The organism is Lysobacter enzymogenes (genome assembly GCF_017168095.1).
In the GTDB taxonomy this organism is placed as follows: domain Bacteria; phylum Pseudomonadota; class Gammaproteobacteria; order Xanthomonadales; family Xanthomonadaceae; genus Lysobacter; species Lysobacter enzymogenes_D.
The window spans coordinates 1-15,798 of record NZ_LXSD01000132.1 but is presented as its reverse complement, the minus strand read 5'-3'; the positions used below and the strand labels follow the sequence as shown (position 1 = coordinate 15,798).

Here is a 15,798-nt window from a genome sequence, read left to right as displayed (position 1 = left end):
GTCTTCGAATCAAGAGCCACTATCGTTCGGAGCCTGCGCAGGGATGCGCCACACAGGCCATCCCTGGCCTGGGTGGCGCACGGCGCGCATCGTGCGCGCCGCCCTTCGGGTCTCTGATTGCCCGTGGCGAGTTCGGGGCGGCGGGGGGAGCAAAAAGCAGAAGCGGCGGCGCAGCGGCGAAAACTACTCGCGATGCGGTTCTTGGGCAACGCGTCAGCGTTTCGTCGATGCGGCCGCATCCAAAGCCAGATTGAGCTCGAGCACATTGACGCGCGGTTCGCCGAGCATGCCGAACTGCGGAGCTTCGGTGTGCTGCGCGATCAGCGCTTCGACCTGGGCCGCTTCGAGCCCGCGCGCCTTGGCCACGCGCGCGGCCTGCACCTGGGCCGAGCGCGGCGAGATGTGCGGGTCCAGGCCGCCGCCGGATTGGGTCGCCAGCTCGGCCGGCACCGCGCTTTCGGCGATGCCTTCGCGCTGGGCGATGGCCGCGGTTTCTTCGGCCAGGCGCTTGCGCAGGTCGGGATTGCTGCGCGCCTGGTTGCTGCCGGAGGCCGACATCGGGTCGTACTTGGCGGCGGACGGGCGCGGCTGGAAATAGCGCGCGTCGGCGAAGGGTTGCGCGACCAGCGCCGAGCCGACGGCGCGGCCGTCGTATTCGACGATCGAGCCGGCGGCTTGCGCGGGGAACGCGACCCGGCCGATCGCGGTGCCGGCCAGCGAATAGGCCAGGCCGAAGCCGATCAGCGAGACGACGGCGTAGAGCAGCGGCGCGCGCAGGGATTGGCGGTCGTCGATGCTGGTGGCGCAGGTGGGTTGGGTGGTCATGTCGGTGTTCCTTTGTTTGCGAGGGCTGGGCCCTCACCCCAATCCCTCTCCCGCAAGCGGGAGAGGGGCTTGGTCGAGTCAGACGATTGCGGACAAGGCCATGTCGATGAGCTTGATCGCGGCGAACGGCAGCACTACGCCGCCCAGGCCGTAGACCAGCATGTTCCGGCGCAGCAGCGCGACCGCGGTGGCCGGCTTGAAGCGCACGCCGGCCAGGGCCAGCGGGATCAGCGCGGGGATGATGATGGCGTTGAAGATCAGCGCGGCCAGCACCGCGTTGGTCGGGCTCGACAGGTGCATGATGTTGAGCGCGGCCATCTGCGGGATCGCCGCGGCGAACAGCGCCGGCAGGATCGCGAAATACTTCGACACGTCGTTGGCCAGCGAGAACGTGGTCAGCGCGCCGCGGGTGATCAGCTGCTGCTTGCCGACTTCGACCACCGCCAGCAGCTTGGCCGGATCCGAATCCAGATCGACCATGTTGCCGGCTTCCTTGGCCGCCTGGGTGCCGGAGTTCATCGCCAGGCCGACGTCGGCCTGGGCCAGCGCCGGGGCGTCGTTGGTGCCGTCGCCGACCATCGCCACCAGCCGGCCGCCGGCCTGCTCGGCGCGGATGCGGGCGAGCTTGTCCTCGGGTCGGGCTTCGGCGATGTAGTCGTCCACGCCGGCTTCGGCGGCGATCGCCGCGGCGGTCAGCGGGTTGTCGCCGGTGATCATCACCGTGCGCACGCCCATCGCCCGCAGCCGCGCGAAGCGTTCCTTGACCCCATGCTTGACCACGTCCGACAGCTCGACCACGCCGAGCACGTAGCGGCCTTCGGCCACCACCAGCGGGGTGGCGCCGCCGCGCGCGACCTGCTCAATGCGCGCGGCCAGCTCCGGCGCGACCTCGCCGCCGAGCGAGCGCACGTAGTTGCCGATGGAGTCGCCCGCGCCCTTGCGGATCGCGCGCGCGCCGCCCGGATACTCTTCGGGCAGATCGACGCCGGACATGCGCGTCTGCGCGGTGAACTGGATGTAGTCGGCGCGCTCGGGTTCCGGCACCGCGCTGTGCTGCTCGCGCGCCAGGCGCACGATCGACTTGCCTTCCGGGGTCGGATCGGCGAGCGAGGCGAGCAGGGCGGCGTCGCGCAACTGCGAGCGGTCGACGCCGGCGAGCGGATGGAACGCGGTGGCCTGGCGGTCGCCGAAGGTGATGGTGCCGGTCTTGTCGAGCAGCAGCACGTCGACGTCGCCGGCCACTTCCACCGCCTTGCCGGATTTCGCCAGCACGTTGGCCGACAGCGCGCGGTTCATGCCGGCGATGCCGATGGCCGGCAGCAGGCCGCCGATGGTGGTCGGGATCAGGCACACCAGCAGCGCGATCAGTAGCAGCGGGTCGAGCCTGGCGCCGACGAAGCCGGCGAAGAACGGCAAGGTGGCGACCACGATCAGGAAGGTCAGGGTCATCGCCGCCAGCAGCATGGTCAGGGCGATTTCGTTCGGGGTCTTCTGCCGGTTGGCGCCTTCCACCAGCGCGATCATGCGGTCGAGGAAGCTCTGGCCGGGCTCGGCGCTGACTTCGACCACGATTTCGTCCGACAGCACCTTGGTGCCGCCGATCACGCCGGAACGGTCGGTGCCGGACTCGCGCAGCACCGGCGCGGATTCGCCGGTGACTGCCGATTCATTGATCGTGGCCAGGCCCTTGACGATTTCGCCGTCGGCCGGGATCAGCTCGCCGGCCGAAACGATGACGCGGTCGCCGGGCTTGAGCGTGGACGCGGCGACGCGGGTTTCGTTGCGGCCGACGGTGTCGAGCTTGCGCGCCACCAGATCGCGGCGCGCGGCGCGCAGCGAGGCGGCCTGGCCGCGGCCGCGCGCTTCGGCCACGGCTTCGGCGAAGTTGGCGAACAGCACGGTCACGAACAAGATCGCCGTGACCGCGGCGCCGAACGCCGTGTTGCCGGGAACGAAGACCGTGATCAGCGCCGACAGCACGGTGCCGAGCAGGACCACGGCCATGATCGGGCTGCGCACGGCGTGGTGCGGGGCGAGCTTGACGAAGGATTCGCGGATCGCCGCGCGCAGGCCGGCGGCGTCCAGGCCGGCGACGGCGCCGCTGCGGCGCTGTACGCCCAGATGCGATTGGTTGTTGTTCATAAGGCTTTACCTCACAGAGCCTTGGTTGCGAGCGTGAGGTGGTCGGCGATCGGGCCGAGCACCAGCGCAGGCATGAATTGCAGGACGGTCAGGATCACGATCACCGCGATCAGGGTCAGCGCGAAGGTCGGCGTTTCCGCGTGCAGGGTGCCGCCGCTTTCCGGCGCCACGCGCTTGCGCGCGAGCAGGCCGGCCACCGCCAGCGGCACGATCAGCGCGGGGTAGCGGCCCAGCGCCAGCACCGCGGCGCAGCTCAGGTTCCACCAGTAGGTCGCGTCGCCGAGCCCTTCGAAACCCGAACCGTTGTTGGCGAACGCCGAGGTGTACTCGTAGAACACCTGGCCGATGCCGTGGAAGCCCGGATTGGAGTTGCCGGTGATCGAAGGGATCGCCAGCGCGATCGCGCTGAAGCCCAGCACCACCAGCGGCTGCAGCAGGATCAGCAGGGCCAGCAGGCGCACTTCGGGCGCTTCGATCTTGCGCCCGAACAGTTCCGGCGTGCGCCCGGTCATCAGGCCGGCCAGGAACACCGACAGCAGCAGATAGACCAGGAATTGCTGCAGGCCGCAGCCGATGCCGCCCCAGATCGCGTTGATCAGCATGTTGACCATCGCCACGCCGCCGGTCAGCGGCGCCAGCGAATCGTGCATGGCGTTGACCGAACCGTTGCTGCTCTGCGTGGTCAGCGCCGACCACAGCGCCGAATCGCCGGCGCCGAAGCGGGTTTCCTTGCCTTCCATCAGCGCGGCGTCGGCGCTGGTGGCCGAATGCGCTTCCGACCACACCGACAGGCCGGTGGAGACGGTCGACATCAGCAGCATGCTGCCGAACACCAGCGCGGTGAGCCTGCGCCGGCCGGTGAACGGGCCGATCATGAAGGTCACCGCGACCGGGATCAGGATCAGCGCGAGGGTTTCGATCAGGTTCGAAAACGGCGTCGGGTTTTCCAGCGCGACCGTGCTGTTGGGGCCGTACCAGCCGCCGCCGTTGGTGCCGAGCTGCTTGGCCGCGACCATGGCCGCGACAGGCCCGACCGGAATCTTCTGTTGTTTCAGCTCGACGCTCTGGTCCAGGGGCGAAATCGTCGCACCGCTCTGCAAGGTCGAGGGCACGCCCTGCCACGTCAGCAGCGCCGCCCACAGCAGGCACAGCGGAATCATGAAGCGCAGCGTGGCGCGGGTGACGTCGACCCAGTAATTGCCGAGGTCGCGGGTTTCGCCCTCGCGCGCCGCCGCGCCCGGCTCGGCCATCGCCTGGCGGCCGCCGAACAGGCCGCGCAAGGTCGCGACCACGATCGCCAGCCCCATCATCGGCGTCACCACCTGCAGGCCGACGATGCCGACCATCTGCGACAGATAGCTCAGCTGCGCCTGGCCGGAGTAGTGCTGCTGGTTGGTGTTGGTGAGGAAGGACACCATGGTGTGCAGCGCGGTGTCCCAGCGCATGTTCGGCACGGCGTCGGGATTGAACGGCAGCCAGGCCTGGGTCATGAACAAGGCCCAGACCGCGAGCGCGAGCACCGCGTTGCTGAGCAAGAACGCCAGCGCATAGCCGCGCCAGCTCATGCCGCGCGCCGGGTCGGTGCCCAGCGCGCGGTAGAGCGCGCGTTCGAGCGGCATGAACAGCGGGTCCAGGCGCGAGCGGTCGCCGCGCATGACCCGCGCCAGATACAGGCCCAGCGGCCAGCCCAGGCCGACGGCCAGGGCGAAGACCAGGAAGATTTCGATCATGACGAACACCGGAAGGTGGTGGGGCGCAGCCCGCGCATCCGGCGCGGATTGGGCCCGGCGCGCCTTCGCTGGAACGCGAAAGCGCGCGGGAAAGTGGAACCGCGACGCGCTCCGCGCGTCGCGGGCGCGCCGTCAGAAATCCTCGGGGCGCAGCACGACGTAGAGCAGGTACGCAGCGGCCACCAGGACCGAGATCGCGCACAGCATCGAAAGCCAGCCGGGCATGGTCGTGTCTCCTGTCAGAAGGACGCCTGGATCGCGGCTTCCACGCGCGAGCCGGCCAGGGAATCGCCGAAGATCCGCTCGGCGTTGCGGTCGGTGCCGTGCGCGGTCACGCGCAGTTCGAACGGGCTCTTGAACGCCCAGATCGCGCTGAGCTGGCCGTGGGTGTAGCTGCGGCCGTAGACGTCGTCGAGGAAGTAATGGCCGACTGCGGCTTCGAAACGCAGCGTGTCGTTGACCGGGAAGCGCGCGCCGAGCTGCGAATAGATGCCGCGGTCCTTGCTGCCGAGCGCTTCGTTGGAATACGCCAGCGACAGCCAGTAGTTGTCGCGCCAGGTCGCCGTGCCGTTGAGCTCGGTCCAGCTCAGATCGACCGCGGTGGACGGGTAGCGGTAGTGCAGGACGTTGAGGTCCAGGGCCCAGTCCGGGGCGATCTTGCCGGCCCAGCCGACGCTGAAATCGAGTTCGCTGCTGGCGTGGGTTTCCGGGGCGAATTCGACGCCGGAGCCCCAGACCGAGGCGTAGAAGCCGCTGCGATGCGCGGCCTTGAAGCCGACCTGCGCGGCCGGGTCGCCCTGGCTCTGCGAGCTGCCGCGCCAGACGTAGTCGCTGGTCAGCGCGGCCGAGCCGCTGAGGGTGAACGCGGGCTGCCCGGACGAGGGCGTTTGCTCGGCCCGCGCGTTCGCGCCGAGCGCGAGCAGGCCGACGCCGGCGCAAACGGCCAGCAGCAACGGTGCGGCGGCCTCGCGGCGACGGAACAGGTGGTGCGACGACGACATGGAAGTATCCGCAGAATGGGTGAACGAGGCCGGTTCGGCCACGTGTTCATTCTCGGAAGCTTGGGCGTAAAGCCGCTATTTCGTGATCGGCGTCGCCGCGTAAATTCGGCGTAAAAGATCGCGCCGGCGGCGTAAATGCCGGGCGCCCCCTGTAGGAGCGGCGCGAGCCGCGACCGCGGGATGGCAGCTTGCGTCGTTTGTGCGGTATCGCGGTCGCGGCTCGCGCCGCTCCTGCAGGGAGCTAGCGCAGCAGCGCGGCGACTACGGCCTCGGGCCGCTTCATCCAGGCGAAGTGATCGGCGCGAACGCCCAGTTCGCGCGCGTCCAGTTCCGTCGTTTCGACCTGCGCCAGCGGCAGCTTGCCGAGCAGGAAATCCTGCGACGCGCGCGGCACCAGCCAATCGTCGGTCATGCGCACCGCGCGCGCTTCGACGCGCACTTGCGTCATGCCGGCTTCCATATCCGCTTCGATTCCGCGCGCCGCGTATGCGCCGCTCAGCGCGGTGCGGCCCCAGTCGCGGATCAGGCTGCGCGCCTCGGTGCCGCCGAAGCCGATGCGGCGGCCGGGCAGGGTGCCGTTGACCTGGGCCAGCCACGGCAGGAAGCGGTAGATCAGCGGCATCGCCAGACGCCGCGGCATCGGCCAGGTCGGCCAATACGGTGCGCCGCTGGCGGCCAGCCACAGCGAGGTCGGAATGTTCGGATCGTCGTTCAACGCGGCCAGGCCCAGGCGCATGCAGGCCATCTGCCCGCCGAGGCTGTGGCCGCCGACGATGCGCGGCACGCCGGGCAACAGGGCGGCGACTTCGGCGTCGCTGACCGGAAGATCGTCGAGCAGCAACTCGCGATAGCCCCAATCCTTGTCGCGGCTCGCGCGCAGGCTGCTGCTGCCGTTGCCGCGCCACTCGTGTACGAACACGGCGACGCCGCGCGCGGCCAGCGCGTCGGCGAAGGCTTGGTAGTGGCGCGCGGCCACGCCCAGCGCCGGCAGCCACAGCAGGCTGGCTCGGGGTTCGGGCGGGAGCGTGCAGGCCAGCGACCAGCGGTGGCCGTCGCTGGCGGCGAGCGGGCGTGCTTCGATGCGCATCGGCTCAGCCATGCGGCGCGGCGCCGAAGTGATCGAGCACCAGCACCTCGCCGCGGCCCGGCCGGTAGCCCTGGCGCAAGGCGAGGTGGACGTAGTCGGCCGCCGCGACGCTGGCGTCTTCCAACGAGCGGCCCAGGCACAGATTCGCCGCGACCGCCGAAGCCAGCGTGCAGCCGGTGCCGTGCGCGTCCACGCGCAAACGCGGGTGCGCGATCTCGCGCGGCGCGGCGGCGGGCGCGGCGAACAGATCGACCACGTCGCCGTCGCCGGGCAGGTGGCCGCCCTTGAGCAGCACCGCGCGCGCGCCGAGCGCGAACAGGCCGTCGAGCGCGGCGCGCATGGCGTCGCGGTCGGCGATCGGCGCGCCGATCAGCAATTCGGCTTCGGGCAGGTTCGGGGTGACCACGCTCGCCAGCGGCAACAGCCGCGTGCGCAGTGCGTCCAGCGCCGAGGGTTCGAGCAGGCGCGCGCCGGAGGTGGCGACCATCACCGGGTCGAGCACCAGCCACTGCGGCCGGTAATGCTCCAGCGCGTCGGCGACGGCGTGGATGACCTCGGCGGTGGCGAGCATGCCGAGCTTGACCGCGCGCACGTCGAAGTCGTCGAAGCAGGCGTCGATCTGCGCGCGCAGGAAGCCGGTGTCGGGCACGTGCACCGCGCTGACGCCGCGGGTGTGCTGCGCGGTCAGCGCGGCCAGCGCGCTGAGGCCGTGCACGCGGTGCGCGGCGAAGGTCTTGAGATCGGCCTGGATGCCGGCGCCGCCGCCGGAATCGGAACCGGCGATGGTCAGGGCGGAAACGATGGAGGATGCGCTCATGGCGCAAGCGTAGCGAAAAGCGCCCGGCACGGCAGCGCCGATCCGGGCGTCATCGCGGCGCGGCGGCGCTGTTTCGAACCCGCGTCAGGCCGGCGCAGCGGCCGCGCGTCGGGCGACCCACCAGCTGCGGCCGGCGAACCACGCCAGCAGCAACGCCGCCAGCATCAGCAGCGGATCCAGGAACACGCACAGCAGGCGCCCGAACCAGGCCCACTCGGTCTGCCAGCTGCTGCTGGCCTTGGGCCGCAGGCCGACGTTGATCAGGGTCGTCACGCCGGCCAGTTCCGGCACCGGCTGGGTCGCCTGGACCCGCAGCCGATACCAGCCCGGCGGCGCGGCGAAGCTCGCCGCTTCGCGCCAGAACGTGTCGCCGCTCCAGGCGTCCAGGCCTTCGGTCCGCGGTTCGCCGTGGGCGACGACGCGGCCGCTGTCGGCCTCGCTGAGCGACCAGCGCAGCGGCACCACCACGCCCTCGGAGACTTGCTGACCGTCGCGCCGCACCGGTTCGGCGAGCAGGTTGCGCAGCCGCTCGCGGCCATCGGCCGGGATTACGAACAGCAACTGCAGGCGATAGGAATCGCGCGCGCGCAGGCGGATGCGCGCGTCCAGCGCGCCGCCGCCGGCGACGGCGATCGGCGCGTCCTCCAGCGGCTGGGCCTGCAGATCGTCGGCCCAGAACTCGAAACCGATCCGCGCCAGCAGCGCGATCGCGAAAGCCGCCAGCGCGAATCGCAGCCCGCGCGAGAACGTCCCTGTCGTCGCCCGCATCGGTTACAGCACTTCCGAGGCGTAATCGGCCAGGCGCGAGCGCTCGCCGCGGCGCAGGGTCACGTGCGCGCTGTGCGCCCAGCCCTTGAAGCGGTCGACCGCGTAGGTCAGGCCCGAGGTGGTTTCGGTCAGATAAGGCGTGTCGATCTGCTCGACATTGCCCAGGCAGACGATCTTGGTGCCCGGGCCGGCGCGGGTGATCAGGGTCTTCATCTGCTTCGGCGTCAGGTTCTGCGCCTCGTCCAGGATCAGCCAGCGGCTCAGGAAGGTGCGGCCGCGCATGAAGTTCATCGAACGGATCTTGATCCGCGAGGCGAGCAGGTCGTTGGTCGCCGCGCGGCCCCAGGCGCCGCCGTCCTGGTTGTGGGTCAGCACTTCCAGGTTGTCGGTCAGCGCGCCCATCCACGGGGTCATCTTTTCCTCTTCCGTGCCGGGCAGGAAGCCGATGTCCTCGCCGACGCTGACCGTGGCGCGGGTCATGATGATTTCGCGATAACGCTGCTGGTCCATCGTCTGCGCCAGGCCCGCGGCCAGCGCCAGCAGGGTCTTGCCGGTGCCGGCGGTGCCGAGCAGGGTGACGAAGTCGATTTCCGGATCCATCAGCGCGTTGAGCGCGAAGTTCTGTTCGCGGTTGCGCGCGGCGATACCCCACACCGAATGCTGGTGATGGCGGAAGTCGTCGACGATCTGCAAGGTCACGCGCTCTTCGCCGACCTTGGTGACCTTGAGCTCGGACTCGTCGTCGCCGGGCAGGTACAGGAACTGGTTGGGATACCAGTCGTCGTTCTCGGCGCGCGCGATCTCGTAGAAGGTGCGGCCCTTCTCGGTCCACGACTTCAAGTCCTTGCCGTGGCGCTGCCAGAAATCGTCCGGCAGCGCGGTGGCGCCGGTGTAGAGCAGGCTGAAATCGTCGAGGGCGCGGTCGTTCTCGTAGTCTTCCGACACGATCCCGGCGATCGAGGCCTTGATCCGCAGGTTGATGTCCTTGGACACCAGCACCACCGGCGCGCCCGGCTCGCTTTCCTTGAGCGCGAGCACCGCGCCGAGGATGTGGTTGTCCGGGATGACCGTGCCGAAGCGCTTGCCGGCGTCGAAGGAATCGGTCTGGAAGCGCAGCTTGCCGATGCTCTGCGCGCCGCGCAGCTGCAGCCCCTGCGGGCGCACCAGCGAGATGCCGCTGGAAATCTTGTCGGTGCCTTCGGCCTCGATCAGCTCGTTGAGGAAGCGGCTGACCTGGCGCGCGTTGCGGCTGGCTTCGGAGGTGCCTTTCTTGCCGTTGTCGAGCTCTTCGATGACCTGCATCGGCAGGTAGACGTCGTGCTCCTCGAATTTGAACAGCGCGGTGGGATCGTGCATCAGCACGTTGGTATCCAGCACGTAGATGCGCTTGCTTCGTGTCATCGACAACTCCGCGGGAGAGTGGCGTGGCGGCACGCCGGGGGAAAGGGAATCGGGTGGCTGCGCGCCGGCGCGCAGGCGCGCGCGCACGGCGGCGCCGCCGTGACCCGCGGGGCGGGACGGCGGCGCGTCGGGAAAAGGGGCGGCCTCACTGGGCGGCGTGGTCCTTGAGCGCGGCGAGTACGGCTTCGGCATGCCCGGCGACTTTCACCGGACGCCATGACTGCACGATGACGCCCTTCGGATCGATCAGGAACGTGCTGCGCTCCACGCCCATGTACTTGCGGCCGTACAGCGATTTTTCCTTGATCACGCCGAAGGCGTTGCACAAGGTTTCGTCCTTGTCGCTGACCAGGTCGAACTGGAAGCCCTGCTTGGCGCAGAAGTTCTGGTGCGACTTGACCGAATCGCGCGACACGCCCAGCACGGTGGCGCCGAGCTTCTTGAACTTGGCCAGATGGGCGTTGAAGTCGAGACCTTCGGTGGTGCAGCCGGGCGTGCTGTCCTTCGGATAGAAGTACAGCACCAGCCAGCCGCCGGCGTAGTCCTTGAGCTTGACCGTCTCGCCGCTGGACAGGGCCAGGTCGTAGTTGGGGGCTTTGCCGCCGTAAGCGCGATCGCCGGTGTCGAGCATGTCGGAAACTTACCAGTCAGAACTTCATCGGATCCATGATGGCGTCGAGGTTCAGGTGGTCGCAGAACTCGAGGAAATCGTCGCGCAGCGCGGCGATGTGCATGCTGGAGGGCACGCCGATCGTGATCTGGGCCGAGAACATGTCCGCCCCGGTCTGCATCGCGCGGTAGCGCGAGCAGTGCAGGCTTTCGATGGTGATGCCCTGGCGGTCGAAGAAGTCGGCCAGCTGGAACAGGATGCCGGGCTTGTCCGCGGCGACGACTTCGACGATGTAGGGCAGCAGGTTGGATTGCACCTGCTTGGCGCCGGTGCGGTACCACACCAGCTTCAGGCCTTCCTCGCGCTCCAGCCGGGCCAGCATGGCCTCGAGCTTGGCGACCGAGTCCCACGACCCCTGGGCCAGGGCGGTGACCGAGACGTCGCGGCCGACCGTGGACAGGCGCGCGTCGACGAGATTGCAGCCCGAATCGGCGATCCGGCGCGTCACCGACAGCAGCGGCGACTCCGGATGCGTCGTATAGGCGTTGATCAGGAGGTGGTTATCGTTCGGCGACGGCCGGGAAGCGGAATCGGTCAAGGCGGCGCCTGCAAGGGGAGCGATGTCGGCTCGGAGAATGAACGGCGTCCCGGGCGCGGGACGCGACTGCGGGTCAGCATACTTGCCCGCGCTTTCGCGCCGCAAGTAACATCGCCCGGTGTATGGCCGTCCGCAGGCGCGGTTTCGTGCCTGCAGACCCGGTTTGGCGATACGCTGCGGTCCGCAGCGACCGACCCGCGCCGGCCCGGCCGCCCCGGGGCTCGCGCCGCCGCGGACGCCGCGCCCGGTTCCATCCGTCCCAGCTTCAAGCCGCTCCAACCGTCTCACGCGACCGCGCCCGCGGCCGCACCAGCTCACAGGGTTCCAACTTGCGACTTACCGGCAGCATCACCGCGCTGGCGACGCCGTTCACCGCGTCGGCCGAACTCGACCTGGACGCCTGGCGCTCGCTGCTGGCCAAACAGCTGCAGGGCGGCACCCAGGCAGTCGTGGTCGCCGGCTCCACCGGCGAGGCGGCGGCGCTGTACGACGCCGAGTACGACACCCTGCTGCGCAGCGCGGTGGAATTCGTCGCCGGGCGCATCCCGGTGCTGGCCGGCACCGGCCAGTCCAATACCGCCAAGACCATCGAACTGAACCGGCGTGTGGCCGCGCTCGGCGCCGACGCGGCGCTGGTGGTGGCGCCGCCCTACGTGCGCCCGACCCAGGCCGGCCTGCTCGCGCACTACCGCGCGATCGCCGACGACGGCGCGCTGCCGGTCGTGCTCTACAACGTCCCCGGCCGCACCGGCTGCGACCTGCTGCCGGCCACGGTGGCCGAACTGGCCGCGCACCCGCGCATCGTCGGCATCAAGGAAGCGGTGTCCGACCCGCAGCGCATGAACGAGCTGCTGGCGCTGAAGTCCGACGGCTTCGCCGTGCTCAGCGGCGACGACCCGACTGCGTGCCGGGCCATGCTGGCCGGCGCCGACGGCATCGTCTCGGTCGGCTCCAACGCGATGCCGGCCGCGTTCCGCCGCCTCGCCGACCTGGCCCGCGCCGGCAAGCGCGCCGAGGCCGAGGCCTGGGACGCGCGCCTGCGCCCGGCCTACGAGTTCCTCGGCGTCGAACCCAACCCCATTCCGGTCAAGGCGCTGCTGGCCGCGCAAGGCCTCGGCCACGGCCTGCGCCTGCCGCTGCAGACGCTGTCGGCCGCGCACGCCGACGCGCTGCGCCACACGACGGCGCTGGCCGCCGAACTCGAACACCTTGGCCGCGCCGATCTCGCGGCCTGAATCCCTGCAGGAGATACCCATGCGTTCCAACGTTTCCTTGTCCCGTGCCGTCGTCGCCGGTCTGCTGCTGGCGGTGGTCGCCACGTCGGGCTGCAGCTGGTTCCGCAAGGGCAACAAGCTCTATGCCGAAGCGCCGGAAAACCGTCCGCTGGAAGTGCCGCCGGACCTCGACCTGCCGCGCACCGACGGCGCGATGGCGATCCCGGGCGGCTCGGCCAGCGCCTCGGCCAACCGTCCGGTCCAGGCCCAGCCGGGCGCGCCGGCGTCCTCGGCGCTGGGCTTCACCCTCAGCGGCAACCGCGACGACGCCTTCAACAAGGTCGGCGAAGTCCTCGGCAAGACCGAAGGCCTGACCATCGCCAGCCGCGCCCAGCTGCTCGGTGCCTACGACGTCAACTACCAGGGCGGCAACTTCCTGATCCGGGTCAGCGCGGTCGAAGCGGGCGCCTATGTCTCGGCGGTGGACCCGCGCGGCCTGCCGGCCTCGGGCGCCGGCCCGACCAAGCTGATCGCCGATCTGAAGGCGGCGCTCGGCGGGCGTTGATCGAGTCGCTCGGCCGGTCGCGGCCGGATGCGGAAACGGGCGCCCTGGGCGCCCGTTTTCGTTGGGGGAGGTTGGATTTGCGGTCGCTGAGCGGAGAGCATCGGGCCTGAAGGCCCTCCCACAAGAGCCCGGCGGCGACGCGGCCGAGCCCGCTCTTGTGGGAGGGCCTTCAGGCCCGATGCTTTTGTCCCGGATCGCCGCAGCCCGAAGCTCAGCGCACCGCCAACCGGCTCATGCCTTCGTTCAACATCAGCCGCATCGCCCCGGCGCGCTGCGCCAGCGGCTGCTCGCCGAGGGCGTCGAGCAGCCAGGCGAACGACTGGCAGCGCGCCTGCCGCGAGGCCTCGTCGGCGCCGTCGGCGTTGAGCCCGGCGCCGAAGCCGTCGTGCAGGATCATCGCCTTGGCCGCGGCCGACTTCAGCGACTGGCGGGCGCCGGCGGCGTCGTAGGGCTGGCGCGGGCTCTGCAGGCCGCTGGCGGCGATCTCGATCAGCGCATTGCCGAAGCGCTGGTGGCTGTCGGGACTGAGCCGCTGCGCCGCCGCCATCAGCGCCTGCGCGCTGCGGTCGGCGCTCGGGTCGAACAGGGCGCACAGGGTGGCGGCGTCGCCGCGGTCGCGCGAGGCGCTGCGCAGCGCCTGGAACAGGCCGTCGATGCGCTGGTCGGGCGCGCGCATCAAGGTGTCGTTGGCGCTGGCCATGATCGCGGCCGGGTCCAGCCGCGACAGATCCAGTTGCGACAGATCCAGCTGCGAAAGATCGAAGCCGCGGTGCTGGGCGCCGGTCGCGGCGGGGGTGAGGCACAACGCGAGCAGCAGGCCGAACGGCAGGAGCTTGGACATGGCGGCGCGGCGTAGGAAGACCGCGGCCAGTCTAGGCGCGCGCGGATGAACGCATCCGCGCCGCAAACCGGGGAAATTCAGGGCGTTGCGGAACTTTTCCGCGGCCGCGCGCGCGGCCGCGCCGGACTCAGCGCTCGAGCAGGTCGATCTTGCCGGTCTTGCCTTCCCAGTCCTTGGCGTCGGCCAGGGCGTCCTTGCGCGTGGTGATCACCGGCCAGGCCTTGGCCAGTTCGGCGTTGAGGGCGACGAAGCCTTCCTGGCCGGCCGGCACGTCGTCCTCGGGGTAGATCGCGTTGATCGGGCACTCGGGCTCGCACAGGGTGCAGTCGATGCACTCGTCCGGATCGATCACCAGGAAATTCGGGCCTTCGTGGAAACAGTCCACCGGGCACACCTCCACGCAGTCGGTGTACTTGCACTTGATGCAGTTCTCGGTGACGACGAAGGGCATGGCGGGGTCCTGTGGTGGTCCGGTAGAGCAGGCCGGGCGGTTGATAGTTTAGCCACTCGCGCCGCGCCCGCCCAAGGCCGCGCGTGGCGTCTGGCGCGGCCGCGGCGGCGTCGCGGCGAGCGCGCCGCCACAACGAAAAAGCCCGCGCGAGGCGGGCTTTTTCTGCGACCGAGTCGCTGGTATGGCGCTCCCTACGGGATTCGAACCCGTGTTTTAGCCTTGAGAGGGCCACGTCCTAGGCCTCTAGACGAAGGGAGCGATGATGCGTCCGGCGGGGGCTCCGGCGACCGGAGGCTTCCTGGCGGACCGCGCAGTCTCTCAATCCTGTGCGGCCTGCTAGTATATGCGCCGCCGCAGCCTCCGGCAACGGCCTGACCCACGAATTTCTTTCCAGACAAGGCGGCGCGTCCGCGTTCGATGCAAGCCGACAATTCCTCATCCCCGATTACCACCTCGCTGCGGGTGATCCCGCGCGACCAGCACAATGTCTCGCGCAAGGACATCAGCCCCAATGCCTTGCGGGTGCTGTACCGATTGCGCGACAGCGGCTTCGGCGCCTACCTGGTGGGCGGCGCGGTGCGCGACATCCTGGTCGGCGGCCATCCCAAGGACTTCGACGTGGCCACCGACGCCACGCCCGAGCAGGTCAAGGGATTGTTCCGCAACTGCCGCCTGATCGGCCGCCGCTTCCGCCTGGCCCATGTGGTCTACGGCCGCGAGATCATCGAAGTCGCCACCTTCCGCGCCAACAGCGACGACGGCAGCGGCGACCGCGAGACCGACGACGGCGGCCGCCTGCTGCGCGACAACGTCTACGGCAGCATCGAGGACGACGCGGTGCGCCGCGACTTCACCGCCAACGCGCTGTATTACGCGGTCGAGGATTTCTCGGTGCGCGACTACGTCGGCGGCTTCGAGGACGTGCAGAACCGCTTGATGCGCCTGATCGGCGATCCGGAAACGCGCTACCGCGAAGACCCGGTGCGGATGCTGCGCGCGGTGCGCCTGGCGGCCAAGCTCGGCTTCGAGATCGAGCGCGGCACCGCCGAGCCGATCCCGCACCTGGCGCCGCTGCTGGCCGAAGCCGCGCCGGCGCGCCTGTTCGAGGAATGCCTCAAGCTGTTCCTGTCCGGCCACGCGGTGGAGAGCTTCCTCGGCCTGGAGCGCTACGGCCTGCTGCCGGCGCTGCTGCCGGAAAGCGCCGCGGCGCTGAAGTCCAACCGCAGCGGCGCGCTGCGGCGCATGGTGCTGGAAGGCCTGAAGGGCACCGACGCGCGCGTGGCCGCCGACGAGCCGGTGTCGCCGGCGTTCCTGTTCGCGCTGCTGCTGTGGCCGGCGTATTGCCGCGACCTCATGGGCCTGCAGGCGCAAGGCGTGCACACGGCCGAGGCGCAGCGCCGCGCGGCCGACCGGGTCACCTTGCACCAGCTCGCCACGATCGCGCTGCCGCGCCGGTTCTCGCTGCCGATGCAGGAGATCTGGCTGCTGCAGTCGCGCTTCCAGCAGCGCCAGCGCAAGCGTGTGTTCCGCCTGTTGTCGCATCCGCGCTTCCGCGCCGCGTTCGATTTCCTGAGCCTGCGCACGGCCGCCTCGGACGAGCATTCGGCCGATGTCGAGTTCTGGCGCGAGGCCCAGCAGCACCCCAACGAATTGCTGGCCCAGCAGGAATCGCAGGCGCGCGCGGCCGAGGACGGCGGCGACGAGGAGGGCGGCGATGGCCGCGCCCCGCGCAAGCGCCGCCGGCGCCG

General features: G+C 70.0%; 16 protein-coding genes, 1 tRNA gene and 1 pseudogene. 3 read left to right on the top strand and 15 right to left on the bottom strand.

Features of this window, described 5'->3' with window-relative positions; translation table 11 throughout:
• Positions 1-213 precede the first annotated feature (213 nt).
• The 11 genes from kdpC to A7A76_RS03615 form a co-directional block, all read right to left on the bottom strand.
• The gene (gene kdpC, locus A7A76_RS03665) at positions 214-825 is read right to left on the bottom strand and encodes a potassium-transporting ATPase subunit KdpC (protein ID WP_206409920.1); all 612 of its coding nucleotides are present in this window, start codon (positions 823-825) and stop codon (positions 214-216) included.
• Between the two features lie 78 nt (positions 826-903).
• Positions 904-2,967, bottom strand: a complete 2,064-nt coding sequence (gene kdpB / locus A7A76_RS03660) for a potassium-transporting ATPase subunit KdpB (RefSeq protein ID WP_206409919.1) — start codon at positions 2,965-2,967, stop codon at positions 904-906.
• A gap of 11 nt (positions 2,968-2,978) precedes the next feature.
• Positions 2,979-4,697: a potassium-transporting ATPase subunit KdpA gene (gene kdpA / locus A7A76_RS03655; RefSeq protein ID WP_206409918.1), complete on the bottom strand. Its 1,719-nt coding sequence runs from the start codon at positions 4,695-4,697 to the stop codon at positions 2,979-2,981.
• 132 nt (positions 4,698-4,829) lie between these two features.
• Entirely contained in the window at positions 4,830-4,922 is a 93-nt protein-coding gene (locus A7A76_RS03650) for a potassium-transporting ATPase subunit F (protein WP_057948112.1), read from the bottom strand.
• A 14-nt stretch (positions 4,923-4,936) separates the two neighbouring features.
• The gene (locus A7A76_RS03645; RefSeq protein WP_206409917.1) at positions 4,937-5,698 is read right to left on the bottom strand and encodes a TorF family putative porin; all 762 of its coding nucleotides are present in this window, start codon (positions 5,696-5,698) and stop codon (positions 4,937-4,939) included.
• Positions 5,699-5,939: 241 nt separating this feature from the next.
• Positions 5,940-6,785 carry an alpha/beta hydrolase family protein gene (locus tag A7A76_RS03640; RefSeq protein WP_206409916.1) on the bottom strand — a complete coding sequence of 282 codons (846 nt, stop codon included), beginning with the start codon at positions 6,783-6,785 and terminating at the stop codon, positions 5,940-5,942.
• A 4-nt stretch (positions 6,786-6,789) separates the two neighbouring features.
• Positions 6,790-7,602, bottom strand: a complete 813-nt coding sequence (thiD, locus tag A7A76_RS03635) for a bifunctional hydroxymethylpyrimidine kinase/phosphomethylpyrimidine kinase (protein WP_206409915.1) — start codon at positions 7,600-7,602, stop codon at positions 6,790-6,792.
• Between the two features lie 84 nt (positions 7,603-7,686).
• A complete protein-coding gene (locus A7A76_RS03630) occupies positions 7,687-8,370 on the bottom strand; it encodes a DUF5625 family protein (RefSeq protein ID WP_206409914.1) in 684 nt (227 codons plus the stop codon).
• Between the two features lie 3 nt (positions 8,371-8,373).
• Positions 8,374-9,771 carry a PhoH family protein gene (locus A7A76_RS03625; RefSeq protein WP_206409913.1) on the bottom strand — a complete coding sequence of 466 codons (1,398 nt, stop codon included), beginning with the start codon at positions 9,769-9,771 and terminating at the stop codon, positions 8,374-8,376.
• 145 nt (positions 9,772-9,916) lie between these two features.
• Positions 9,917-10,402 (bottom strand): peroxiredoxin, encoded by a 486-nt coding sequence (locus A7A76_RS03620; protein ID WP_206409912.1) that lies wholly within the window; start codon positions 10,400-10,402, stop codon positions 9,917-9,919.
• Between the two features lie 16 nt (positions 10,403-10,418).
• On the bottom strand, positions 10,419-10,979 hold the full coding sequence (locus A7A76_RS03615; protein ID WP_206409911.1) for a glycine cleavage system protein R: 561 nt from the start codon (positions 10,977-10,979) through the stop codon (positions 10,419-10,421).
• Between the two features lie 329 nt (positions 10,980-11,308).
• On the opposite strand from A7A76_RS03615, the gene dapA reads away from it, so the two are divergent.
• Both dapA and A7A76_RS03605 read left to right on the top strand, forming a co-directional pair.
• Positions 11,309-12,214 carry a 4-hydroxy-tetrahydrodipicolinate synthase gene (gene dapA, locus A7A76_RS03610; protein WP_206409910.1) on the top strand — a complete coding sequence of 302 codons (906 nt, stop codon included), beginning with the start codon at positions 11,309-11,311 and terminating at the stop codon, positions 12,212-12,214.
• Positions 12,215-12,233: 19 nt separating this feature from the next.
• Complete coding sequence (locus A7A76_RS03605) at positions 12,234-12,758, top strand: hypothetical protein (RefSeq protein WP_206409909.1); 525 nt, start codon at positions 12,234-12,236, stop codon at positions 12,756-12,758.
• A 144-nt stretch (positions 12,759-12,902) separates the two neighbouring features.
• Here the strand turns inward: A7A76_RS03605 and A7A76_RS26230 are convergent.
• The 4 genes and pseudogenes from A7A76_RS26230 to A7A76_RS03590 form a co-directional block, all read right to left on the bottom strand.
• A pseudogene (locus A7A76_RS26230) lies at positions 12,903-12,959 on the bottom strand (DUF6053 domain-containing protein); the annotation flags it as partial.
• Between the two features lie 10 nt (positions 12,960-12,969).
• Positions 12,970-13,599, bottom strand: coding sequence for a hypothetical protein (locus A7A76_RS03600; protein WP_206409908.1), 630 nt, complete (start codon positions 13,597-13,599; stop codon positions 12,970-12,972).
• Positions 13,600-13,726: 127 nt separating this feature from the next.
• Positions 13,727-14,050, bottom strand: a complete 324-nt coding sequence (fdxA, locus tag A7A76_RS03595) for a ferredoxin FdxA (protein ID WP_074865034.1) — start codon at positions 14,048-14,050, stop codon at positions 13,727-13,729.
• A gap of 182 nt (positions 14,051-14,232) precedes the next feature.
• Positions 14,233-14,308 (bottom strand) — tRNA-Glu (locus tag A7A76_RS03590).
• Between the two features lie 159 nt (positions 14,309-14,467).
• On the opposite strand from A7A76_RS03590, the gene pcnB reads away from it, so the two are divergent.
• Positions 14,468-15,798, top strand: a 1,331-nt coding sequence (gene pcnB / locus A7A76_RS03585) for a polynucleotide adenylyltransferase PcnB (RefSeq protein ID WP_206409907.1), incomplete at its 3' end; no start/stop codon positions are given.